This window comes from Thermosporothrix sp. COM3, assembly GCF_059696735.1.
The window spans coordinates 5,585,543-5,608,846 of the sequence record NZ_AP019376.1 but is presented as its reverse complement, the minus strand read 5'-3'; the positions used below and the strand labels follow the sequence as shown (position 1 = coordinate 5,608,846).

The following is a 23,304-nucleotide window of genomic DNA, read 5'->3' as shown; positions in this document are numbered from 1 at the left end:
TGTTGCTCCTGTAACCGCTTCTTCTCTTTTTTCCTGCTCTCTACCAGGAAGTCATATATACTCCTCGATCAGGTGATACAGGGGTATGACGCATTGAGCAATACCCCCACCACTTATTGGATACAACAAAGGTTAAATAGTAGTAAAAAAAGATGCTCGTTCTCTTTTCGCCTGCTTCCTCATCAATTGCTCCCCCAAGGATAGCGGGAAGAGACAGGGTCCAGAGAGCGCCATCCGCGCACTGGAAGACGTTCCCGGCGAACTGCATATGATACAGCAGGAAGCGCCAACAGCAAGCAGAAACTCGACAGCAAACCAGACATCCGGTACTATGGTACCGTTTATCTTTATCAACACAAGCTTTCTTCGTTTTATCAGATACACGGTCCAAAAAGTCCCGTTCGTTTAAGGCGGGAATGCATGGGCCTCCCTTGCTGAAAGCAAAGCAACAGAATGGTACCGTCGGGCAGACGGGAACCAACGATCCCAGCAGATCGTAAAACGCTTCTGGACACCTAGCTCTCCTCGCTGTCTCGCAAGAGGTCAGCCGAGCATGCCACGTGGATGAAAGAAGAAGCCCCCGCATTGAAGCGGGCGAAATGCCAACCTGATAGAAGAGGGCAAAAGTGAAGCGGGCGACCGCAAAGAAGCCCGAAAAATGATGGTCTGATCCGTTTTTCTTTGTTGAAGGAAACAAGCTGTCAAGCGGCAAGCCTGTCAAGCCGGGAGGGGGTAATCAGACGAAACACAATGAATACCCACCCCCAAAACTACCTGTTATTCCGATAAAATTTGCAGATATCCAGGGCCACATGTTAGAATCAGCCCTGCAAGCACAACACACATCCGAAAGTAGAGAGAAGATTTTATCTGTCGGACCAGCGGCAGAACCGAGAGGAGCGCACATTGGAAGAAGAGAAGACAGGAAAAAAATGGCTTCGCCGCATACTGGACTTTATTAATCCTTTACGCGATCCAAGCCTGATGGTCGCCGCCGTACTGACCTTTATACAAGAAGCGGGACAGCACGACCCCTGGTACCTGATCATCCTACTGGCGCTCGTGAACTGGCTCGCGGTACGAGGAATCGTCTGGCTGGTCGTTAATTTTACATTTGCGGCAACCTTTTTGGCCAGGCGATTATGGTGGGCATTAAAACATCCACGTCTGGCATGGCGTATACTGGATGCTATAGGGCACGAAGAAATCGTGATAGGTGGGCTTCCTTCCGAGGGAGTCTTGCTTCAGGATGGAACGGCTATTATGGGCCCAATGCTTGGGGCCAATGGAATTCAGGTACTCGGCGAATTACCCGCGGGCGCAGAGGTTCCTCTTTACGGTCTGCCCGGCGGTCAGCCGATGGGCCAGGATTTCAGCGGCTTTGGGGGGGCTGGTTTCTTTCCTGCCGGAAATGGTTTCCAGGACTTTAACAATCAGGCAGGTTTCCAACCGATGGGCATGGGGGCCAACGGCTTCGTCAGTGCCCAGAGCACAGATGGGTTGGCTCAGGGTTTCCCCAACGGCCATTCATCTGAGGAAGAAGAGCGTATACGCCAGCAACTGGCAACCCTGACCCAGCTCCTGGATGACTGGATTCAGTTCACGGAAGAAAAATGGCGTACAGTAAGCGATACCCAGTTAGGCTGGAAACCATTGCGCGGACGCTGGAGTAGCTGGGATGATATTTTCCAGGATGTTTATGCCGCCAAGACAGGTGATGTCATGGCGCAAGCAGCGCAGGCAGCCGGTGAAGCCACATCGCGCCGGTATGAAACCTCGAAAGATAAAGGCTCTGCTGCCTCTGCTGTGGCCTGCTTTATGCGTGACATGCTCACACTACGGCAAGGTCTGGAACTCCTTCAACAGTCGAACGGAGAGGGTCCCGGAACATCTGGACTTCAGCAGGTTGTGCAGCCACTGACCAGGCGTTTCGGTAGCAGCAATAGCGGCTCGCTCAATGGCTCTACTGGTAGTGCCGGTCCTCGCAGCACATTTATTCGACGCCCTGCGCAAATTTTTGTGGATGCTGACTCGGAGAAGTAAATAAGTGATGTATACATATTCCCCTCGTCTTGTATCCGTGCGCCCAGAACTGGACCGCCTGGCCGAATATGTACCGGGCGAGTCGTTAGAAGCGTTCAGCACACGTACAAATATTCCTATACAAGAAATTATCAAACTAAATAGTAATGAGAGTCCCTATGAACCGGTGCCGGAAGTCCTTGCGGCACTGGCGAACTATAAGCAGTTCAATCTCTATCCAGACACAGATTCGGCGGCTCTTCGCCAGGCTCTCGAACAGTACACCGGAGTAGAGAAGCGTCATATCGTCGTACAGCATGGGAGCATGGAACTGATTAACCTGCTCTGGCACCTCTTCCTGAGCCCGGGTGACAACATCATCTGCTGCCCTCCGACGTTCTCGCTCTATAAGTCGGTTACAACCTTCTGTGGCGCTCATGTTGTCGAGGTTCCACGTAACCCTGACTTCTCGCTGAATGTCGAAGCGATTAAAGCAGCGATTACGCCTCAGACCAAATTAATCATTCTCTGTTCTCCTAACAATCCAACGGGTAACCCGATCCGTCAGGAGGATCTTTTTGCCCTGCTGGATACCGGGCGCATCATTATGGTCGATGAAGCCTATGTGGAGTTCTCAGATTTCCCTCGTGGCTACGCGCATCTGGTTCCTGAACATGAGAATCTGGTTGTCACCCGCACGTTCAGCAAATGGGCGGGACTGGCCGGGCTGCGCATTGGCTATGCCCTCGTGCCCGAGTGGATTCAGTCCTACATGCGCCGCGCGCAATGCCCATTTGAGGTCAATATGTCCGGGCATATCGCGGCCATCGAAACGCTGAAACACCTCGATGCAACCCTGCAGAATGTGCAGCGCATTGTAGAAGAGCGGGCTCACCTTTTTGAGGTTCTTGCCAGCTATCCCTTCTTAAAGCCGCTGCCCTCGCAAGGGAACTATATTCTGACCTTCGTTGACCAGAGTCAGGTTACGATCAAACAGCTACGGAACGCGGTCGAGTCGCACGGCATTCTGCTCCGCTACTTCTCATCACAGCCCGATCTGGCAGACTACTTCCGGGTTACGGTTGGTTTACCGGAGCATACAGAGAAACTCAACCAGGCACTACAAGGCCTGTGAGCACATACCATTCATCCTGATAAGTACCCTGGTGAAGATTCACCAGGGTCTTTCTCTTGCTTGCCCATACCCGGCACTCCGATGTACAATAGCCCAGGCAAGGATGCAACATCCCCTGCGACTGGGCTATTATAAAGAGAGAAACAATTTGCTCCGCATGTGCATAGATAAGATTTTTGTGGAGGATTTTTGGTTATGCCACTCAACACAAACGATTCGACATCCATCAAGGAAGTCATCGCCCGCGAGATCCTGGATTCGCGCGGCAATCCCACGGTTCAGGTTGAAGTCACCCTGAAGGGAGGAGCGCGGGGAGTAGCGGCGGTTCCTTCCGGAGCTTCAACCGGAGCACATGAAGCAGTCGAGCTACGCGACGGCGACAAGAGCCGCTACGGTGGCAAGGGCGTTCTCAAGGCCGTTGAAAACGTCAATAAAGTGATCGCTGAAGAGATTGCTGGCTTTGATGCAACCGATCAGGTCATGCTCGATGAAGTGCTGATCGGTCTGGACGGTACACCCAATAAAGCGAAACTCGGCGCGAACGCCATTCTCGGCGTCTCACTGGCACTTGCCAAAGCAGCGGCACAGGCATACAATCAGCCGCTCTATCGCTACCTCGGCGGTGTTTCCGCCTGCACCTTGCCCGTACCCATGCTCAATATTTTGAACGGCGGAAAGCACGCGGATAATTCCACCGATATGCAGGAATATATGATCCTCCCGGTTGGCGCTTCTTCGTTCCGCGAGGCGCTGCGCATGGGAGCAGAAGTCTATCAGGGCCTCAAGAAAGTTCTCCATAGCAAGAAACTTAATACCAACGTCGGTGATGAAGGTGGCTTTGCTCCTTCCCTCTCCTCCAACCGGGAGGCACTGGAAGTGCTGGTTGCGGCAATCGAGACGGCCGGATACAAGCCAGGTCAGGATATCTTCCTCGGTCTGGACGTCGCGGCAACCGAGCTCTACGACAATGGGAAGTATGTGCTTGCCCGCGAGGGTCGCACGCTCAGCGCCTCTGAAATGGTCGACCTCTACGATAAATGGACAAGCGAGTACCCGATTATCACCATTGAAGATGGTCTTGCCGAAGACGACTGGGAAGGCTGGTCCCAGCTTTGCAAGCGTCTGGGCAGCCGGGTACAGCTCGTAGGTGACGATCTGTTTGTGACCAACACCGAGCGCCTCAAGCGCGGTATTGTCGAGCAGTCCGCGAACTCTATCTTGATCAAGCTAAACCAGATCGGTTCTCTGAGCGAGACAATGGAAGCAATCGAGATGGCGAAACGGGCCTCCTTCAGCGCGATCATCTCGCATCGCTCGGGTGAGACCGAAGATACCACTATCGCTGACCTTGTGGTTGCAACCAATGCCGGGCAAATCAAGACCGGGGCACCCTCCCGCAGCGAGCGCGTGGCAAAATATAACCGCCTGCTGGTTATCGAGGACGAACTGGGTGGAGATGCAGCCCACTACGCAGGCTTTAGCGCCTTCTACAATGTTCCGGCCCTCTATGCCAGAGCATAAGGCCTATCCCGGGTCATAGACAACCGATATCCCACCCCCGGGCCCGCCCTCGGAGTGGGATATCCCTATTTGCGAAAATGGCCAGCTACGCTTTACAATTCAGAAGGGAACAGAGTAGCGCATTATCGCTACCCGCTCTCATCAGAGATTTATCTACTTTGCTTATCCGTGAAAGAACCCTGTAAAGTGAGGACGTATGTCAACGAAATCATCCAAGACCTCCGTCTCGCAAGAACGACGGAAGGCACCTACCATACATTATAAACTCAGCTATATTGTCCAGGGCGCCGAACATGGACCAGACGGGGCAATTGTCCTGCTCCATGATATTCCGGCAGGCGCCTTCACCTGGGAAGCCGTGATGCCTCAACTGGCCGGCCTGAATCGTGCTGTCTACGCGTTCGATATGCTTGGCTATGGCGAGTCCGATCATCCCTGGCCCGCCGATACCTCCGTCTGGGGCCATGCCGATGCGCTCGCTCTGCTGTTCAAGGATCTCAAGCTGAACAATATCATCCTGGTTGGTCACGGCCTCGGCGGTGGCGTCGCTCAGATTCTGGCAACCCGCCTCTATCGCGAGCAGACCGCGGCGCTGGTACTGATCGATAGCATCTGCTATCTACAAGCCTTTGCCAAAGATTGGCCTCTGCCCGAGATGGAGAAGCGTCAGGACTTCGACGCCCCCAAGCAGACCAGCCTCGAAGATATGATTCGCGATCTGCGCGAGACCCTGCCACAGGCAGCATTCAAGAGCCAGGACTTCGCCAACGTGCTGGATCAATATGTTGAACCGTGGAACAGCGAGCTCGGGAAAGAGGTGCTCTATCAGCATATTCGCCTGCTTCTCCCTCACTATGTCAATTCGGTCTCAACCGATCTGGCAGTTGCCAAAAAGCCTACCCTGCTGATCTGGGGCGAGAAAGACGAGCAGATCCCGCTGAAATATGCACAGCGTCTCAATCGGGAGATCGAGACCTCCAAACTGGTCGTCGTGCCAAATGCGGGCCATCTGGTCCTTTTCGACGCACCGGATGCTGTGGCGAAAGCTATTGTCGATTTTGTACAGGCCTGATACAGTGGAAGAACGATAAGGGGACAACTTTCGCTTTGAGGTGTGGGACCCCGCAAACACAGTGAAGGTACTCACCGCTTCTCTTGTGCCAAAATAGCGCTGCGAGTACCTTCACGCCTTACGTTGGCGATGCTTTCTACGAGGCTTTCCTACGACGTTTTCCCTTCTGGACAGTTGATCCGGTCTCGGGATGCTGCGCAGCCGCCTGTTCAACAAGATAGCGTTCAGCACAGTGGTTGTACTCTTCAACAGCTAGCATATAGGCGTTAAACATCCGATCCAGCGTCTGGAGAGATGCCCCTTGCTGCTCTGCTGTTACCAGATCATACCATCGTTGTTTCATGCGCTTTTCAGCACACTCTACCTCTTCAGATGTCATTGTAAAACTGCTTTCCCGCTGCACTATGAAACCGCGTCGGGTTTCGCCTCCCACTACGTTCACCAACATGCGATCTACCTCTTTCAAGCAGGCTGTTCCAGATGATGCATTCCGGAAAACAGCCTCAATTGATATTACGAGGCCTTGTTCTGTTTGCGCTCTTTGTACTCGTTGGTCAGATCTTCGATCATTTTCTTGGCGCCCAGAAAGCTGAGAGATGTGATATTCTGGGGCTCTTCTTTGCCAAGATGCTGACAGAGTTTCCTGATATTGGCAATCTGTCGCTCAGTTACCTGGGCGTCAGCCGCGGCCTCGGCGCTCATGACGCCTGTTGCCCCATTGCGGGACGGGGCAGCGCCTCCCTGACCGCCGACCGGGCTATCAACAATGCGGTGTTCCTCATCGAGTTCCGGGGCAAACTGCGTGCCATAGCCAAGCGCCGCTAGCGCTCGTCCGATTGCTCCAGTTTCGGCCTTCTCAAGGAAATCCGGGAATGAAGCCGCTTTCTCCATCTTCGTTGCAGTCGCGCTTCCACCTTTGCCATCTTTGACGGTCGCCCGAAAGACGGCCAATCCCTTTGCAGTTTTGACTACTTTTTCACTGCGCCGTTTTTCAGCGTTCCAGACAAAAGCCTCTTCTTCCGTCTCTCGTTCCAGATCCAGTTGCAGCAGTTCGGTCTCAATACTTCCTTCTGGACATTCCGAACGGAACCAGACAAGCCGCCACTGGACAGGCAAATACTCGGTTGCTCCTTGCCTGTTTTTAATCGTTATCAGATGTTCTCGTGGATTAAAGGTATTGTTACTCATTCGCTCTTGCTCTCCTCTGTCATTCTCTTCGTTGTCATAGCAGAGAAACATACGAAGTTACGTCAGTACAAGCTTATCTGCGGACTGTCTGACCGGTTGCTGCGGTTCTTTGCTCCCGCCTGTACCCCTTAGAATAGATGTTCTACAGAGTATAGAACACTTTTGATCTTTTCGTCAAACGCGCCGCCATCTCTAACGGCTGCTAGACAATGTGTTCTATAGCGCTTGTCATTTAGCTATTCTTTTCAGCACAGACAAAGGTGGAATCTCCCTTTCCACCTCCAGGAGAGATGCCCATGCTATTCATGTTGCCGGGAATATATTTTTCAGGCAGCAGCGTTTTATCATATAATCATAGGTGCAATATTCAGTCTTTGAGCAATAAAAAACGGGGAGACAGGTTTCATGAATGCTTTACCTATTTACGAGGCCATTCAGGAGGTCTTACGTCAGGGTGAACGCGTTGCAGTAGCAACCGTGGTAAAAACAAGCGGCGCGGCTCCCTGTACAGTTGGTAGCAAAATGGTGATCCGGGCAGACGGATCCACAGAAGGAACGCTTGCCGGTCCCATCACAGATCAGAAGGTTGTTCAGCTCGCACTAGAAGCGATGCGAGAGGAGCGTACATTTCTTCAGCATGTACACCTTGACGCCGATCAGGGTGAGGCCGTCGGGAGTTGCGGGGCAACACTGGAAATCTTCTTCGAGGTGCTTCAGCCACAGCCGCGCTTGATTATCGCCGGAGCCGGATATGTCGCGCAGGCGCTTGCTCGTCAGGCAATCTCGCTCGGGTTCCATATTGTTGTGGTCGATGATCGCCGTGATCTGGCTGACCCTAAAAACTTTGGAGAACAGGTACAATTAACCTTTGGCGATATCCCGGAGACCATCCGTACACTGGCACAGGATACCTCCAGTTGGATTGTCATTGTCACTCGGGGCCACCATCTGGATAAAGACGCGCTGAGAGCCGCTCTAGAGACCAGAGCAAGCTATATCGGCATGATCGGTAGCCCGAGCAAGGTCAAACATATCTTCAAGGATTTACTCAATGAAGGGGTCTCTCGCGAACGACTGGCAGCCGTCCACGCCCCTATTGGGCTGGATCTGGGAGCCGAAACCCCGGACGAAATCGCGCTCAGTATTGCCGCCGAAATGGTGATGTTGCGCCGCAAGGGAACCGGGGCACAGCTCAAAACGATTCACCGCCTGCTTGAAGAAGAGGCGCTGGTCTGAATCAGGTTCGTTCGGGCCAGGCCCGCTGAACCAGTTCGGGTAATATGGTCCCTGCCTTTCCATGAATCTGATAGAGCGGAGGCACATCACGAGGTTCAACATCCAGATTGATCAGCGCAACCGTTGCCCCCATCTGCCGGGCAAGACGAGTCAAGGACGCGGCAGGCTCAACCACGCCAGACGTACCAATGGAGAAAAAGAGATCACACTGTGCAGCGGCTTCTACTGCCTTTTCAAAGGCGTCGGCGGGCAGGTTTTCACCGAACCAGACAACATCCGGACGCAATGGACCACCACAGTCAGGGCAACGGGGCGGCACCTCTCCCGTGTCCTCCCAGGAAGGGATCACCGTGTTTTCATGGAAGCAGCGAACCCGGGCAAGGTTTCCATGCAGTTCCAGCACGTTCTGGCTTCCTGCACGTTGATGCAGGCCATCTACATTCTGCGTAATCAGCGTTAGCTTTGGGACATGCTGTTCCATCGTCACCAACGCACGATGAGCGGCATTCGGCTCCACCCGCTCAACCAGCTCCCGTCGGTGCGCATACCATTCCCAGACCAGCTTTGGATCACGCTGAAAGGCCTCGGGCGTTGCCAGTTCTTCAGGGTTAAAGCGGGCCCACAGACCGGTCAACGCGTCACGAAAGGTGGGAATACCACTCTCTGCTGAGATGCCGGCACCGGTTAAAATAGCGACACGCCGTGCCTTTCGCAGGGCATCAACCAGCCCCGAGGGAACGAGAGCAGAAGACATAAGACTCACCTCGCTGTTCTTCTTGTTGCTTCAAGAATAGGCTACATAGCCCTACCTGTCAAACCATATCGCAACCGAACAGCAAAGGTTGGCTCCGAACCGGGATATGATATACTGCAAAAAGGAAAATACAGGGCAGGCAGTACCGGGAGGAAGGGGAAAGGTTATGGACAAAGAAACATCAAATCATACAAACGCAATTACATCGCCGCTTCTCCATCGCAATCGTGATCTCGCAATACTTTATGAAATCGCCAGCTATCTCAATCACATTGTAGATGTACAAAAAGCGCTACAGGAAGTGCTCGTGCGAGTGACAGAGCTCTTTGGCCTGCGCACAAGCTGGGTGTGGCTTCTCAATGAAGAAGGAAAACCATATCTGGCCGCCTCACAGGCACTTCCACCCTATCTGGGAAAACACCCGAAACGGATGGAAGGTTCCTGCCAATGTCTGGACACCTTTCTAAGTGGAGATCTTACCGGAGCCGCTAATATCAACGTCCTTCGTTGCAGCCGGTTAAAAAATGCCGAACGCGAAAGCGATCCGACCGCGCTCGGGCTCCGTTTTCACGCCAGTGTTCCCATCTACGCAGGCGATACCCGTATCGGGATTCTCAACGTCGCAAGCGAGGACTGGCGCGAGCTACACACCGAAGAACTGCAACTCCTGCATATTATCGGCGATCAGGTCGGGCTGGCCATTCAGCGGGCCCGCCTCTCCGCAGAGCATACCAGAGCCGCGACCAGGCTGGCAACTACCGAAGAGCGCAACCGACTGGCACGCGAGATTCACGATACGCTGGCCCAGGGCCTTACCGCGATCTCACTTCAGCTAGAGACAGCGGATGTGCTGGTTGAAAGTCGGCCAGACAAGGCCCGCGAGGCCATCCAACGGGCGCTGCGCATGGCGCGTCGCAATCTGGAAGAAGCACGAAACTCGGTTATGGATCTGCGAGCCGCCCCCTTACAGGAAAAGACCCTCCCCGAAGCGCTCAAGATGCTGGCCCAGGAGACCAGTGACGATGGAGAGGAAACCGCAATCCATTTTACGATCATTCCTGATCCCGACTTCCCGGCACTTCCCGCCCGCGTCGAAGCAGGACTCTATCGAATCGCCCAGGAGGCGCTGACCAACGCACAGCAGCATGCGCACGCCACACGGGTTGATATCCACCTGGAAGCCAGCGAGCATCAGGTATATCTGACAATTGAGGATAACGGTCGGGGTTTTGATCCCACAGCCATTCCAGAAGATGGTCACTTTGGCCTCAAAGGCATGAGTGAGCGAACCCGGCTCTTGAGTGGTACAATCTGTATTCAGAGCGAACCACAGAATGGAACTCGCGTCGAAATCATCGTCCCTTACTAGATCAACAGACGGTCAACAACAAGCGAAAGAAAGGCTCGAAGAGAATGGTGCGCATAGTGCTGGCAGATGATCATCCGATTGTACGAGAAGGATTGCGGGCAGTGTTGGAAACGCAGGAAGATCTTGAGGTCGTGGCGGAGTGCTCCCGTGGAGATGAGGTCCTGAGAACCGCGATGGACCTACGGCCCGATATTATCTTGCTTGATCTTGAAATGCCGGTTATGGATGGCGTAGAAACCATTCGCCGCTTACGACAGGCACCCCATAATTTCAAAATTCTGGTCTTCACTGCCTTCGACAATGATGAACGCATTATTGCCGCAATCCAGGCCGGAGCCGATGGCTACCTTCTGAAAGGCTCACCCCGCGACGAGATCTTCAAAGCGATCCATCTGGCAATGGAAGGCGGCTCACTCCTTCAGCCAGTCGTTGCCTCAAAGCTCTTGCGCCATATCGGACAGCAGACAAAGCCCGTTACCAGAGGCGATGATTCTATTCCTCCCATTGAGGAACTCACTGAACGAGAACTAGAAGTCCTGCATCTTCTGGCACAGGGTATGCCCAACAAGGAAATTGCCTCTCAGCTTGTCATCAGTGAGCGAACAGCGAAATTTCATGTCAGTTCGATCATGAGCAAGCTTGGAGCAACCAACCGAACCGAAGCGGTTGCCATCGCGGCCCAGCGTGGCCTGATCAATCTGCGTAATAATCAACCATCCTGACTGGTTTCTCATCCTCCTCAACAGGCGAGCAAGACTCGCCTTTTTCTTTTTTTAGAAGCCTGATTGATAGCTAATCAGGCTAACCAGAACGACGAAAAGCTGAAGATTGCCTCATTATCATGTAGAATCACTGACGGAAAAAGGATGCCACTTTGTAGCTCGTTTCTGTCATTGAGAGGATGCGAATCGGAAAAGATGCGAAACATTCGTCTGGCAGCCGCTCTTTTCGTGTTCTTGCTCATCGGGACGCTTTCACTGGCCGCTATTTTGACCCTTCATTGGCTTGGGCCTGCCCTTGCGCACGGCACCGATGCTCACCATGTACAGGGTACCATTCTGTTTCTGACAGGCAATGAGCGCGACTTTCACTTTCAAACCAGCGAGGGGCAGATTTTGCAATTCCAATGCAGGCAACACTGTAAAGCCTCCTACGGCCATATGCAACGCCACATACAGGAGAAAGCGCCGACTGATGTCTACTATATCATCGGTCCGGGGAAGACCTTGATCGCGCTTGATGTCGATTAACGGAGAGGAGTTTCGATGAACGGACGCCTTGATAGAGCCGAAATTGTAATTGTCGGAAACGGCATTGCGGGTATCACGGCAGCGCTCGAAGCTCGTCGCCTTGCCCCGGAAAAGCGCATTGTCGTGATTAGCTCACAGCTCCATCCACCTATTCATACGCCCGCTCTCAAACAATTTGCCTGTGCTCGGCTGGAACGGGAGCAATTGCTTGTCCATCCTGCCGGCATCGAGCGACAGCAGCGCATTCACGTTATCACCTCACGAGTGGAAGAGATTCAAGCCCAGAGCCAATATCTGCTGCTTAGCGGGAACCGCCCCTTTCACTATGGGAAGCTGCTTCTTGCCACAGGAAGCGTGCCGCAGGGACTTCCAGAGACGCTCCCAGGCCAGCACTTTGACGGAGTGCTTACCCTGCATCGCCTGCGTGATTACCTGGATCTGCGGCGTCGGCTGCCCACAGTGCAGGAGGCCGTCGTCATTGGAGGGGGAGCGCATGCGGTCGAAACCGTGATGACGCTGCTGTACTGGGGCATTCGGACACACTGGCTACTTCGAGGAGAATATCCGCTAAGCCGCCAGCTTGATGCGCAGGGGGGAGCGCTTGTCCGGGAAACGTTGCACCGAGCCGGGGCCATTATTCACCAGGGAACCGAGGTCGTGGATATAGTGGGCCGCATCGGCGTTGTGGTTGGTGTCATCACCAATCAGCGAAAGATGATTCCCTGCCAACTGGTGCTTGTCTGTACCGGCTCACGCCCCGCCATCGAGCTGAGTGAGCGCTGTAGCATGCCACTGTGCAGGCAGCATGGTATTCTGGTCGATGATCTTCTGCGGACCAACGTGCCCAATATCTTCGCTGCAGGCGACGTCGCGGCAATCAGAGATCCGCAGACCAATCGCTACGCGCCACGCGCCCAATGGTACGCGGCAGGAGAGCAGGGCCGAATTGCCGGGGCAATGCTGGCCGACCGTCCTGATCTCACACGCCCGCTCCTCGGGGTTTCCTGGCATGCGACCCACCTGGGCGAGCTCTCGCTGTTGATCGCGGGCAATCCGCATCTCCAATATCCCGGCATTGAGACGCTAACCGATGCGAGTCAGGGAGGCTATCGCCGTCTGGCACTCTTTGAGGATCGCTTGATTGGCTATCTCTCGCTCGGTCATATCCAGCCCGATAGTCTGGCGATCAAACGCCTGATTGAAGAGGGTCACTCGGTTCGACCGATACTCAAAGCGCTGCTCAAGGGAGGCGTGGACGCGCACCACTATTTCGCCCGGCTCCAAGCACCTCCTGTACAGGCGCTTCCGCTCATCAACTCGCAACCAGAGAGGCAGCGACTTCCTATCACCGGAAAGCTCGCTCTGACGCCTGAACAACTCCCGTTGCTGGCAGGTAGCTCACCAACAGGGCCCTCTCCGAAGGTTCCGGCTGGTTCATCGGCGTATTCCCACCATACGCTCTGGTCCTATCTGGAGCAGAAAGAGAGGCCATAACTATGCGCAAGCTGTTGAGAATGTTCGCGCCGCCACCTGCCGGGCTACATAAGACGGTCTCCCACATCGCACAGGAAATCAATGCCTGCATCGGCTGCAATGAATGCTTGCTGGCCTGTCCTGCTCTGAGCGAGCCGATTACGATTGACGTGCTCAATCATGCAACAGTGCACGGGCCCATTACTGAATCAGTTGCCCATTTTGCCCGTTCCTGTTATCAATGCGGGGCCTGTGTTCCTCCCTGCCCGGTTGGGCTCCATCGAGATGCCATGATGCTCTGGCTCAAGATTCGGCTACTTCAGGAGTAAATGAATGATGCAGAGGCCACCGCGTACTGAACATGGCTATCCATTACTCTTCTTTCGGCTCAGTCGTCCACTGCGGAGAAGCGTTCTCCGCTCATTCGCCTTTGCCTCTACAGCGCTCCTCCTCACACTGCTCTGGGGCTCGCTGACAAATGATGTGGCTCCCGATAGTCCGGCAGGCTATCTGCTGGCAATCGCGGGCACTGTGTGCATGCTGCTGGCGCTTTTCCGCTATAGTATACAGCGCCGGACAGCGAGAAGATTTGCCGGCATGCTCAATGCAGCGCTTCACTCACATGTGGCCTTCGGATTCCTTGCCCTCTTTTTGCTTTTCCTGCACGGTGCTGGAAATTTTAATGCTCGCTCAGGAACCTACGCACTCTATAGCCTGCTTGCCTTGATTCTCAGTGGCGTGGTCGGACGCCTCCTTGATCGCATTCTGCCCAGGCTCATAGCAGAAGAGGCACGAACCACACTGACCCCACAGGGAGAAGACCGACAGCAGGAGCTGCTTGCCGCCACCTCTTCCAGACAGGCCGGCCAGGACTATCAACCAGCGCTGCAAGCTCCCTGGGATCTGGCCTCTCTCCCGCTTAACACGCCGCTCCATACCGACACGCGCCCACTCTCGAAAATGGCGCAACTCCTTGAACTCCATACCTTTCAGCATGCCTACCGCAAAGAACTCTTCTATAGCTATGTCATTCGGTACTGGCGGCTGTTTCATAGTGCTCTCGGCTTGCTGACACTCGGCCTGACCATCTGGCATATCCTCTATGCCTTGCACCTGTTGTTACTCCACTAACCGAATTCGCGCGGGAAAAAAAGAAAAGGGAGTGGAAAGGAACGATTCAACGACAGAGGCAACAGAATCGTAATAGAGAAGGAGAGCGAAACGTATTCGTCTCTATCGTATGATGCAGGAAAGACCCCCACCATTTCGGGGCAGAAGAGGAGCGCAGCAAGATGAAACAACAACAGCAACAACCGTACAGGAGACTGAACATCAGCCAGTATCCCTATCCCAAACGCATCGAGATTTTCCTGCATCTGATCAAGACAGGGAAGCTCTTAAAACGGCTGTTCACCGATTCCCGCATTCATCCCGGGCGGAAGATCTCATTTCTGGTCTCAGTGGTCGGGCTGGCAGTCATCCTGCTGGCGTTGCCATTGGGAGAATTTGCCCTGGGAACTCTCTTACCAATCATCGGGATTGTGCTTGGCGTGCCACTGGATACCGGCGTTGACTGGCTGACCTTCGCCATGCTGGTTGTCAGCTTGCTCCGCATTTTCCCGCAAGAGATTGTCTCGGAGCACTATCAGGATCTCTTTCACCATTCCTCCCGGCGGAGATGGCGCGTTCAGCCAGATGGAAACGCCTAAAGGTCACGTAGACGTATGAGAATGCCACCCGCCGCCAGCAGCCCGAAGAGCGGGAACAGCACAGTGCTCAAGAGAATAAAGCGCTCCAACCCTTGTGTTATCACAGCAAACGTCTCAGCATAGCGATGGTGATTTGCTGAGGCATACGCGCTCATTGCCTGATCAAAGTCACGCACGACCTTCGCCGCATCAGTTTGAGCGCTCAGCGCTGCATCGTGAATCTGTTGCGCGTTGCCGGTTTGCAACTGCTTATGCAGAGAGAGATAACGCTTCCATTGCTCGTCTGCCTGCGTGACCGGCTTCTGCTCATCGGGCCAGTAGACAAGCGCTCGATCGTTTTGAAACCATACCTGCACGGCATTGCTATGCTGCTGCCACACATCTGACCAGTGTTTCGCCTGTTTCTGATCGTTATAAGCCGATGCAGCCAGCCACCTCATTTCTGCCGCCTGCGCCCAATCAGCCTGAAGCTGTGTCTGCATAGCATCCAGCTTACGAGCGTAGCCAAACTGCGTCATACGATCATAGTCGCCATCAAGGACCCCTCCCAGACGCAACAGGAAGAGCCCCAGGAAAACGCTCAACACCGCCGTACCGATCAACGAAACATTCACAGCGGGCTGTAGCACGCGATGGGTCACAAATAAGAGCCAGATGGAGGCAAAGAGCAGACACAGAATCAGGAGCCCGGCCAGAGTACAGATCACCAGCATAAAGGGGTACATCTCGCCCCGGCTATTCTGATCCGCGGTCTTGTATTCCTGAATGTTGATCGAGCTCAAACAGGCGAGGGCGGTTGTGATACCGCCTTTGGTCCATTGCGCCGCGGGCACCTGCTTCCCGCTGACCGTACATGCCGGTGCATTTCCTGCATCCTGCGGCAATTGCCCTTCTATCTGCTGATAGAGCACCTGACCAGCGGAGTGATAAGCCTGCTGGACCTTTTGCATATGGGGATCATTGGGATTCCCTTTTTGCTCTGCCTGCGCATATTCCTGGCGCATAATAGCAAGGTAACCAGTATACTGCTCAAAGCCAGTGATGATTCGCTCAATTGCAACACGCTCTCCGGGGTACACCAGATGGTGAGAAGCGTTGATCAATTCCTGATTAAAGAGAGCGATAGAGGCATCAATGTTGCGCTCGTTACACTCCTGCACGCTGATCGTTCCCGGAGAGCCAGACGCTCCCGGAACAGTACACGGCTCTTTCTTCTCAACTGGCGCAAAGAGATAACTCGCGGCATAGGCGTCCAGTTCAGAAAGCGCTCGCTCCATTGCCTGAGCGGCATCAGTTCCCGGAACGCTATTCTGCCCCATGCTCCCGATATTATCAGCGAGCCGACGCAAGGAGAAAAGCGAGAAGAAGGAAAGAAACAGCGACAGCAGCAGAATAATTGACGCCAGCATCACCAATCTTCCGCGAAACGTGCGAAACATCCAGAATCGAAAGCGTGGGAACACACCCCGCGAAGCAGGGGGGCGCTCAGGTTCCGTTTGCAGAGCAGGCAGGGCCTGTTCCTGTCTCGCTACAAGCTCTTGCTGCTGTTGAGCCATAGAGTCATTCTTTTCCTTTCCTCTGTTTACCAGATTCGCCAGGGAGCCACTTCAAGCTTGCGCCGCACAATAGTCTCGCGCTCCTCGGGATGAGCAAAGCGGCGCGTCAGGTGCAGATAGCGGGCGTAACCGGCTTCGGCGGCCTGCCTCAGCGTTCTCGGACGACAATCAGCTACCCCGGGAAGGGCCGTTAACGGCTGCTTGCGCGCCAGTTGGAGAGCAGCCCTGAAGACTTCTCCCTGCGCCAGATAATAGCGGGGATCCTCAGTTCGGCCTTGCAGGGAAGCGATCACATCCGCAGCCTTCTGTACGTTCTCCTCGGTTACGGGCTGTATATGACGCAAGTAGAGATCGACAAGGAGCAAACGCGCCTCAACATAGTGGGCCGTTGCCTCATTAATACGGCTAAGCAGTTTCGCCGCCTCCTGCCAGCGCTGCAAACGGAACAGCGGGCGGGTGCTCTGTAAAATTGCATCCGTATTTCCCGGATCAGCCTTGACCACAGCCGCGTATAGCTGCGTTGCCTCTTCGTCCTGCTCCAGTTGCACCAGCACACGTGCTAAGGCCAGTTGTGGCGGCAGTTCTCCGGGAAGATCTATTAACAGAGCACGATACTCAGTCGCAGCCTCAGTATAGTGCTTCTGCGCCTCAAACAGCCGTCCCCGATACCAGTTCAGTTGCCAGGCCTGTGAGGATAGCTGTGCTGCGGCTGTCAGTTCGGCTTGCGCCTGCTGATATTCTCCCTGGTCAATGAACACTTCGGCCAGACGTAAGCGAGCATCCAGGCTTGATACGTTTTTCTGTAGCGCCTGCTGATAGAAGCCCACCGCGCTCTCATATTTGCCCTGCCGCAGCGCCTGATCGCCATAGCGTAACAGCTCAACCGCCGGGTCCGTGGTATCTAGCGCGGCCTCGCCGCGTGGTCCCAGTGGGCCATTCGTCGTGACAGCCCCCGGGATAAAATAGCGAGACGTCACCGGGAGACCGGGCTTGCCACCGACCACCTGCCGCAAGACGCCCTCAAGCTGATCACGCAATTCTTCGGCGCTCTGAAAGCGTTTTTCTGGCTGTTTCTGCGTCCCTTTGACCAGTAAACGATACAGAGCAGGATTTTCTTGAAAGACCGGGTATTCTTCGGCTGCTGGCATGCCAAAAAACGGCTTTGCCAGATTCATCTGGCTCACCAGATAGGCCAGCACCCGGCAAATAGAATAGAGGTCTGTCTGAGGGGATGGCGCTTTGATGGCTTCTTGAGCATAAAAACCATGCGTGCCATAGATATTCTTTGTCTGGGTCCCCTCCTTGATGACAGTACCCAGATCGATCAGCTTGACGATCTTCGAGCCATCCTTGAGTTCTTCCACCATCACATTCTGCGGCTTAAAGTCGCAATAGACCAGATGCAGCCGGGCCAGATAGCTAAACGCGGGCAAAATATCCAGAATATAGCCAATAGCCTCAGGGACAGAGAACGGCTGCCCGCGCTCCTCCATAATCTGGTCAAGCGTCCTGCCCTGCACATATTCCATCACAATATAGCCCTGGCTCCCCACCGGCACAAAATCGTAGATTGAAACAATATTGGCCTGCTTCAGGGTGGCCAGGAATTCATGCTCACGGATACTCTGTGTGACCTGAGCGGGGTCAACATCACGCAAGAGGGCCTTGATCACCACCTGTCGCCGCAACACAGTATCTTCCGCCAGATAGACCGCGCCCATGCCACCAGAGCCAATCTCTTTCAGGATACGATAGCGCCGCTGAAAGAGAGCGCCTACCTTCAGATGTTGTGTTGCCAGTAGATCGCCATCTGCGGTGGCGGCAGCGTACTGGAGATTATACCCACAGCGGTTACAGAACTTTGCCCCCGGCTTACAGTGCGCATGACAACGCGGGCACTCGATCACCAGCGGTGGCTCGGTTTCGGGTGTCCGGGGTGGTGTTGTAATGGTTATTTTTGCGGAGGGCGGCTCTGGATTACGTCGCGGTGTCGTGACAATTGTCGAGACTACCGCGCCGCAGTTTTCACAGATATCCTGACCGGGCCAAAGCGGCAAATCACAATTAGGGCACCGTTCCATTGTCCTCGTTCCTGAATCCTGAATACTTCAGCGACTTTCGCGCGTTCACATTGCAGCAAGCTCTGCTACACAGTGTCGCTGATTGCGCTCAAAGCGTCAACCCCTTGAGACATGCTTTAGCCGTAATTACATACTCAGAAAAACGCAGATGAGGCGTCGACATCAAAGAGCGTCTGCCACGCTGCCGCAAGAGGATCCATCCTAGAGCAGGAGGGTCTATTTCTTGTTACCACATCCTATTATAATCGTCAAATTCGCACCTTCATAATAGCAGGCGCACTGGCGCTTATGGCAAAAAAGAGGGTAGAGATAGACAAGAGCCCGCTGGAACAGGTTCAAAGCCGAATTTTATCATTATTATTCGACGGACGGAATTTTTTGCCATCATTGATAAAGACAGAGAGCTGTTCTTGATTTGGCATATGAATATGAACAATCATATCGGGCTTTGAATCGCTATTAACATCGCGGAACTCAACGGTCACCGGGGCCTTCTCCCCGCCTTCACCCGAAATATAGACAGGAGCAACATAGCTGACCGATTTTGAAGGATCACCGGCCATCACCTCAAATACAATCGCCTGTCTGTTCAGATTCATCGCGATGAAATGGCTCTTCTTGGTCTCACTATCGTCTCCATGCCCGACCGCGGCATCAGTCTGAAAGGTCCGTGGATTCCCATATTGAAAGTCATTATAGACCCCGATTCCCCAGGCAAGCACCCATGAACCGGTCACCCAGATCGCAAGCATAGCAAGCATACCCAGGCCAAGCGGCAAGAGCCAGTGAATCCCGCTCCGTTTCTCGGCCTGTGTTACCGGGGTGCGTCCCGAAGCGGTTTTCGGGCGTGGCGGCTTGACCGTCTGCACACGACCTGTCTGCCGGCGCTGATTGGAGGCGGGAATTGCAGAGGTAACACGGGGACTTTCGGCGCGAAGGGAACTGGTCTGTGTACGGGGATTATTGAACTCCTCATCATCCATTGGGAGACGCGCCGTTCGAGCCCCTCTTCGTTCATACAGATCGTCTTCAGGCGAATGAAGGGAGCGAGAGCGTGTATCCCTCAGCTCTTTCGTGCGCCGCAGGTACTGCGAGAACTCATCGGCTGGCGGCATAGCTCTTCCTTTCTGGCTAGACTGACTTCTAGCGCTCGATGAGAACTACAGAACAGTTCAGAAAGGAAACTGTACTGAGCCCTATCATACTATCAAAACTGCTGCATTGTCAAATATGGCTTTTTCATCCTGAGCCACATTGCACAGTATCGTATTATACTGTATCATTATCATTCATCGATTTGCAAAGCACAAGAGCTATAGGAAAAAGGGGAAACGCAGACAGTACCTGAGCTTCCAGTATCTATTGACATCGTTCTATTACTGTACAATAATGAAATATACTTATTCACGCTTTTTCCCACATGGGGAGGTTGAGGATGGATAGAGATACTCATACACTACACGTCATCACTTTCGGTCGTTTTGAACTTCGCTCCCAGCATGGCCCCCTGACCGGGGAGCCGTGGAGCCAGCAAGAGGTACGCCAGCTCTTTAAGCTGCTGCTTACCGCGCGCCAGCATCGCCTACATCTGGATCAGATTCTTGACCTGCTCTGGTCATCTCAGCCCCTTGAGTATGCCTTGCTGGCTTTTGAAGAAACCCTGGCCCGGTTACAGGCCGCCCTGACCCTCGAACAGGGCTCGATTCCCCTGACCTTTCAGCACAATGTCCTGACACTGCATACCCAGAACCTTTTTATCGATGCTGACGTATTTGAGCAGAGCGTCCAGCAACTGCAAGCTCATTACACCATGCATCCGAGTCAGCCACCTGTAGAGATGCAGAGCCTGCTCAATCGCTTCGAGCAAGCCCTGGCCCTCTATCAGGGCGACTATCTCCCTGAGGAGAGCGTCATTCCCTGGTTTCAGCCCCGCCGGAGCCAGTTTCGGAGCTACCACCTCTGGCTGCTTGAACATATCAGCGAGGTCGCTGACGCCTGCCATCAACACCGGAAAGCCTTTGAATATCTGCATCTCCTCCGTGATCGCTATCCCGCTGATGTGCGGATTCGCAACGAGCTGCTACGCCACTATGCGCTCATGGAGCGCTGGACCGATGCCATGCAACAGGTCCAGAAATGGCAGCAGGAGACACCCCCGAAAGAGACACAGCCGTTTCTCTTTCTTCCCCCGCTCAAGAAAATGCCTCCTGCGGAGCCGCCGACGATCCCGGCAGCCGAGACCTATAAACAGAAGCCCCTTAACAGCCCACTGACGCATGCACTAACACCCTATGTCGCGCCGTTCCAGTTCCCGGAGGCTCAATCGTTCTCCTCAGCCCTTCCGCCACTGTTGCAGCATGCGCTGGAAAACACCCGGGGACAAGAAGATTCTCTGATCGGGCGCAGCGAGGAATTCGAGCAATTACAATGCTTCTTCCAGCAGGAGCGCCTTGTGTTGATCCGCGGTGAGGCAGGTAGCGGCAAAACCCATCTTGCACGGCAATTCTGCCAGTGGGCCAGCACTGAACACAGTGCTCGCTGTTTCTGGAGCACCTGCACACCGGCATCCAGCTTTCGGCCATACAAGCCGTTCATTGACTATTTAAGCGCCATTCTTGAGCCCCTGACCGTCGGTCAGCTTCGGAAAAAATATGGCAAGAATGCTGATGTCTTCTATCGCTTACTCCCGACCTACCGGGATCAGATGAAATCTATTCCCGACATAGATCATGCCTTCCTCCTGCGTGCCGTCACTGCCTGCCTGACACGGCTTGCCAATCAGGAACCGGTCATCATTGTGCTGGATAACGCCCAATGGAGTGATCGAAGCACCTTACAGCTACTCGCACAGCTTGTTGCCAGAGCCGCGCAAACGCCTGCCCTCCTCTTTCTCGTGCTCTATCGCGCTGAGGAGGTGGGGGTTGAACACCCGCTGCGAGAGCTGCGGATCCCGCTTGAGCAAACCACTCCTCCGCCTGAACTTCGCCTGAGCCGTCCGGGAGAGATGCATACTCTGGAACTGCTTTCAGGCCGTTTGCAAAGCCCTATTCAGCTTTCCCTTGCTTATGTGCTTTATAAATACACGGACGGCAACCCCTGTCAGACTCTAGAAACGCTTCATTACCTGCAAGATACAGGTAAGTTGCAACAACAAGACGGACGCTGGCAGCTAACAGGATCGGCGGAACATCTGATCCTGCCAGGCAGCATGCAGGAATTGGTCAGCGCACGCCTCTCACAGTGCACTACTGCATGCCAGGAGACGCTGGCCTTTGCAGCAGTACAGGGCTATACATTCGATCTGGAAACATTGTGTAAAGCGCGTAACCTTCCACAGGACGATATTCTGCTTCATCTGGGCCAGGCAGCCTGCCTTCACCTGATCCAGCAAGGAGAAGAGAAAAAAGAGTTTACGTTCACGCATCCATCTATTCATGAGGCACTCTACTGGTCTCTGAACCCGTGGAGTAAGCGCGCGATGCACCGGGAAATAGCTCACGCTATCGAGGCACTTCACGGCACGAATTCGCAGGAAATGCTCTACCTGCTGACCTATCACTATCAGCAGGCAGAGGAACCACGTTCCGCCCTGGCCTATTCCATCCAGCTTGTCACCCTCTGCACAACGCTCTATGCCTATGATGATGCAGCCTGTATACTTGAACGCACGCTCCCTCTGCTTGATGGACACGATTACCAGACAAAAGCGGCGCTCCTTGACCAGCTTATACGTGAGCTATATCTTCCCGGTGGGCACATTGAACGGGCGCTACAGGCCTGTGGAGAGGCACGTTCTCTCTGGCACTCGTTGAAGCAGCCGGAAAAAGAGGAGGCAATCATCTTTCAACAGGCGCTGCTCCATTTCCGTTTGCGACAAGATGCACAGGCGCTGCAAACGCTTCAGCCACTTTCCTCAGAGAAGGCAACAGAGCAGGCACGAACCAGAAGCCTCGCACTACAGAGCATGCTTACAATCCGGCAGGGCGACACCGCCACGGCCTTTGAGCAGCTACGTCAGGCAGAAAACATGCTGGATTGTCTTACCCTTCCCGACCCACTTGTCAGCATTCTCACCCTCTGGTCACGCAGCTGGTATAGCTTCCTGACCGGGTCACCGCAGGCCATGCTCTCCTATGCCCAACGCGGGCTACAGCTCTGCCGCAACACCCAGGAAGAGTACTGGGAGCCGGTTCACACCTTCACGATGATCTGGGCGCTTATTCACACCGGCTACTACAAAAAAAGTGAGCAGGTCGCCCATACGGCCCTGAAACAGGCACAACACCCCGGAGCTCTGCGGGCGCGCGGCTGGATACATCTTGCTCTGCTCTTTCTGTCCAATCGGCGGGAACACTGGCATGCAGCACGCGAACAGGCCGAACGAGCGCTGACAATTGCTCGCCACAGACATGATATAGATCTGGAACTTTTCACGCTCTGGGGTCAAAGTCAGTATGAGAGTGGTCAGGGCCATTATGAGGAGGCATGTGGGATTCTGCAACAGACCCTTGAATATATTCAGCAGCAGAATTTGAAAACGATGATCCTGCCTCACCTCCAGCTACAGCTTGCCACAGTGCACTATCAAGAGGGCGAACTAGAGGAGGCACGACAGGTGTTACAGCAACTTCAACAACCTCTGACCGAACAGCGGTATATCCAGCTTACCGCCCTATCGCGGCGCCTTCAGGGCTGCATCCTGCAACGCCTGGGAGATCTGGATAGCGCCCGAAGCCATTTTGAGCAGACGCTTGAGTTGCTGATGCGCATCAAAGATCCGCTCGAATATGCCAGCACACTCAACCTTCTGGGGAATTACTACTTGAAGCGGCGCAAGCCAGGTGATCGCAAGAAGGGGAGAACCTACCTTGAGCAGGCTAAAAGTATTCTCAAGCAGTTTTCGCTCAGGGAATCGTGACATTGGAAGAACGGCTATCG

At 54.1% G+C, this 23,304-nt stretch carries 19 protein-coding genes; 13 read left to right on the top strand and 6 right to left on the bottom strand.

Translation table 11 applies throughout. The annotated features are described in order from the left end of the window. Nucleotides 1-906 precede the first annotated feature (906 nt). The 4 genes from KTH_RS23765 to KTH_RS23750 all read left to right on the top strand — a co-directional run bounded on the left by KTH_RS23765 (nt 907) and on the right by KTH_RS23750 (nt 5,750). The gene (locus KTH_RS23765; protein ID WP_497621423.1) at nt 907-2,043 is read left to right on the top strand and encodes a hypothetical protein; all 1,137 of its coding nucleotides are present in this window, start codon (nt 907-909) and stop codon (nt 2,041-2,043) included. 7 nt (nt 2,044-2,050) lie between these two features. Next, entirely contained in the window at nt 2,051-3,157 is a 1,107-nt protein-coding gene (hisC, locus tag KTH_RS23760) for a histidinol-phosphate transaminase (protein ID WP_497621421.1), read from the top strand. 195 nt (nt 3,158-3,352) lie between these two features. Beyond that, nucleotides 3,353-4,678 (top strand): phosphopyruvate hydratase, encoded by a 1,326-nt coding sequence (gene eno, locus KTH_RS23755; protein WP_111324526.1) that lies wholly within the window; start codon nt 3,353-3,355, stop codon nt 4,676-4,678. A gap of 196 nt (nt 4,679-4,874) precedes the next feature. Then, nucleotides 4,875-5,750 (top strand): alpha/beta fold hydrolase, encoded by an 876-nt coding sequence (locus KTH_RS23750; protein ID WP_497621418.1) that lies wholly within the window; start codon nt 4,875-4,877, stop codon nt 5,748-5,750. A gap of 136 nt (nt 5,751-5,886) precedes the next feature. Here the strand turns inward: KTH_RS23750 and KTH_RS23745 are convergent, their stop codons facing one another. Beyond that, on the bottom strand, nt 5,887-6,093 hold the full coding sequence (locus tag KTH_RS23745; protein WP_497621416.1) for a hypothetical protein: 207 nt from the start codon (nt 6,091-6,093) through the stop codon (nt 5,887-5,889). Between the two features lie 170 nt (nt 6,094-6,263). Further along, nucleotides 6,264-6,938 (bottom strand): hypothetical protein, encoded by a 675-nt coding sequence (locus tag KTH_RS23740; RefSeq protein WP_111324523.1) that lies wholly within the window; start codon nt 6,936-6,938, stop codon nt 6,264-6,266. 405 nt (nt 6,939-7,343) lie between these two features. Here KTH_RS23740 and KTH_RS23735 point away from each other — a divergent pair, with 405 nt between their 5' ends. Continuing rightward, nucleotides 7,344-8,174: an XdhC family protein gene (locus KTH_RS23735; RefSeq protein ID WP_497621414.1), complete on the top strand. Its 831-nt coding sequence runs from the start codon at nt 7,344-7,346 to the stop codon at nt 8,172-8,174. Between the two features lies 1 nt (nt 8,175). Here the strand turns inward: KTH_RS23735 and KTH_RS23730 are convergent, their stop codons facing one another. Beyond that, a complete protein-coding gene (locus tag KTH_RS23730) occupies nt 8,176-8,928 on the bottom strand; it encodes an SIR2 family NAD-dependent protein deacylase (RefSeq protein WP_111324521.1) in 753 nt (250 codons plus the stop codon). 166 nt (nt 8,929-9,094) lie between these two features. Between KTH_RS23730 and KTH_RS23725 the strand changes: the two genes are divergently transcribed. The 7 genes from KTH_RS23725 (at nt 9,095) to KTH_RS23695 (ending at nt 14,729) form a co-directional block, all read left to right on the top strand. Then, entirely contained in the window at nt 9,095-10,297 is a 1,203-nt protein-coding gene (locus KTH_RS23725) for a GAF domain-containing sensor histidine kinase (RefSeq protein ID WP_497621411.1), read from the top strand. A 44-nt stretch (nt 10,298-10,341) separates the two neighbouring features. Next, complete coding sequence (locus tag KTH_RS23720; RefSeq protein WP_497621409.1) at nt 10,342-11,019, top strand: response regulator; 678 nt, start codon at nt 10,342-10,344, stop codon at nt 11,017-11,019. 195 nt (nt 11,020-11,214) lie between these two features. Beyond that, on the top strand, nt 11,215-11,547 hold the full coding sequence (locus KTH_RS23715) for a hypothetical protein (protein WP_111324518.1): 333 nt from the start codon (nt 11,215-11,217) through the stop codon (nt 11,545-11,547). Nucleotides 11,548-11,562: 15 nt separating this feature from the next. After that, complete coding sequence (locus KTH_RS23710) at nt 11,563-13,041, top strand: NAD(P)/FAD-dependent oxidoreductase (protein WP_497621407.1); 1,479 nt, start codon at nt 11,563-11,565, stop codon at nt 13,039-13,041. Nucleotides 13,042-13,043: 2 nt separating this feature from the next. Continuing rightward, nucleotides 13,044-13,349, top strand: coding sequence for a 4Fe-4S dicluster domain-containing protein (locus tag KTH_RS23705; RefSeq protein WP_111324516.1), 306 nt, complete (start codon nt 13,044-13,046; stop codon nt 13,347-13,349). A gap of 4 nt (nt 13,350-13,353) precedes the next feature. Next, the gene (locus KTH_RS23700) at nt 13,354-14,151 is read left to right on the top strand and encodes a hypothetical protein (protein ID WP_497621405.1); all 798 of its coding nucleotides are present in this window, start codon (nt 13,354-13,356) and stop codon (nt 14,149-14,151) included. Between the two features lie 161 nt (nt 14,152-14,312). Continuing rightward, on the top strand, nt 14,313-14,729 hold the full coding sequence (locus KTH_RS23695) for a hypothetical protein (protein WP_497621403.1): 417 nt from the start codon (nt 14,313-14,315) through the stop codon (nt 14,727-14,729). On the opposite strand, the gene KTH_RS23690 is transcribed toward KTH_RS23695, so the two are convergent. From KTH_RS23690 to KTH_RS23680, 3 genes are all read right to left on the bottom strand, one after another. Next, complete coding sequence (locus tag KTH_RS23690; RefSeq protein WP_497621401.1) at nt 14,726-16,285, bottom strand: hypothetical protein; 1,560 nt, start codon at nt 16,283-16,285, stop codon at nt 14,726-14,728. The two genes, KTH_RS23695 and KTH_RS23690, sit on opposite strands and share 4 nt — an antisense overlap. 26 nt (nt 16,286-16,311) lie before the next feature. Then, the gene (locus tag KTH_RS23685) at nt 16,312-18,366 is read right to left on the bottom strand and encodes a protein kinase domain-containing protein (protein WP_497621399.1); all 2,055 of its coding nucleotides are present in this window, start codon (nt 18,364-18,366) and stop codon (nt 16,312-16,314) included. Between the two features lie 335 nt (nt 18,367-18,701). Further along, nucleotides 18,702-19,481: a hypothetical protein gene (locus tag KTH_RS23680; protein WP_111324511.1), complete on the bottom strand. Its 780-nt coding sequence runs from the start codon at nt 19,479-19,481 to the stop codon at nt 18,702-18,704. Between the two features lie 320 nt (nt 19,482-19,801). Between KTH_RS23680 and KTH_RS23675 the strand changes: the two genes are divergently transcribed. Further along, nucleotides 19,802-23,284, top strand: coding sequence for an ATP-binding protein (locus tag KTH_RS23675; protein WP_497621397.1), 3,483 nt, complete (start codon nt 19,802-19,804; stop codon nt 23,282-23,284). The last annotated feature ends 20 nt before the right edge of the window (nt 23,285-23,304 follow it).

Bases quoted from the DNA above. Each gene is read 5' to 3' on its own strand.
- KTH_RS23715 (WP_111324518.1), top strand. From the start codon at position 11,215: ATGCGAAACATTCGTCTGGCAGCCGCTCTTTTCGTGTTCTTGCTCATC.
- KTH_RS23685 (WP_497621399.1), bottom strand. From the start codon at position 18,366: ATGGAACGGTGCCCTAATTGTGATTTGCCGCTTTGGCCCGGTCAGGAT.
- KTH_RS23705 (WP_111324516.1), top strand. From the start codon at position 13,044: ATGCGCAAGCTGTTGAGAATGTTCGCGCCGCCACCTGCCGGGCTACAT.
- KTH_RS23675 (WP_497621397.1), top strand. From the start codon at position 19,802: ATGGATAGAGATACTCATACACTACACGTCATCACTTTCGGTCGTTTT.
- KTH_RS23725 (WP_497621411.1), top strand. From the start codon at position 9,095: ATGGACAAAGAAACATCAAATCATACAAACGCAATTACATCGCCGCTT.
- KTH_RS23730 (WP_111324521.1), bottom strand. From the start codon at position 8,928: ATGTCTTCTGCTCTCGTTCCCTCGGGGCTGGTTGATGCCCTGCGAAAG.
- KTH_RS23720 (WP_497621409.1), top strand. From the start codon at position 10,342: ATGGTGCGCATAGTGCTGGCAGATGATCATCCGATTGTACGAGAAGGA.
- KTH_RS23680 (WP_111324511.1), bottom strand. From the start codon at position 19,481: ATGCCGCCAGCCGATGAGTTCTCGCAGTACCTGCGGCGCACGAAAGAG.
- KTH_RS23745 (WP_497621416.1), bottom strand. From the start codon at position 6,093: ATGAAACAACGATGGTATGATCTGGTAACAGCAGAGCAGCAAGGGGCA.
- KTH_RS23710 (WP_497621407.1), top strand. From the start codon at position 11,563: ATGAACGGACGCCTTGATAGAGCCGAAATTGTAATTGTCGGAAACGGC.
- KTH_RS23735 (WP_497621414.1), top strand. From the start codon at position 7,344: ATGAATGCTTTACCTATTTACGAGGCCATTCAGGAGGTCTTACGTCAG.
- hisC (WP_497621421.1), top strand. From the start codon at position 2,051: ATGTATACATATTCCCCTCGTCTTGTATCCGTGCGCCCAGAACTGGAC.
- KTH_RS23700 (WP_497621405.1), top strand. From the start codon at position 13,354: ATGATGCAGAGGCCACCGCGTACTGAACATGGCTATCCATTACTCTTC.
- KTH_RS23740 (WP_111324523.1), bottom strand. From the start codon at position 6,938: ATGAGTAACAATACCTTTAATCCACGAGAACATCTGATAACGATTAAA.
- KTH_RS23750 (WP_497621418.1), top strand. From the start codon at position 4,875: ATGTCAACGAAATCATCCAAGACCTCCGTCTCGCAAGAACGACGGAAG.
- KTH_RS23695 (WP_497621403.1), top strand. From the start codon at position 14,313: ATGAAACAACAACAGCAACAACCGTACAGGAGACTGAACATCAGCCAG.
- KTH_RS23690 (WP_497621401.1), bottom strand. From the start codon at position 16,285: ATGGCTCAACAGCAGCAAGAGCTTGTAGCGAGACAGGAACAGGCCCTG.
- eno (WP_111324526.1), top strand. From the start codon at position 3,353: ATGCCACTCAACACAAACGATTCGACATCCATCAAGGAAGTCATCGCC.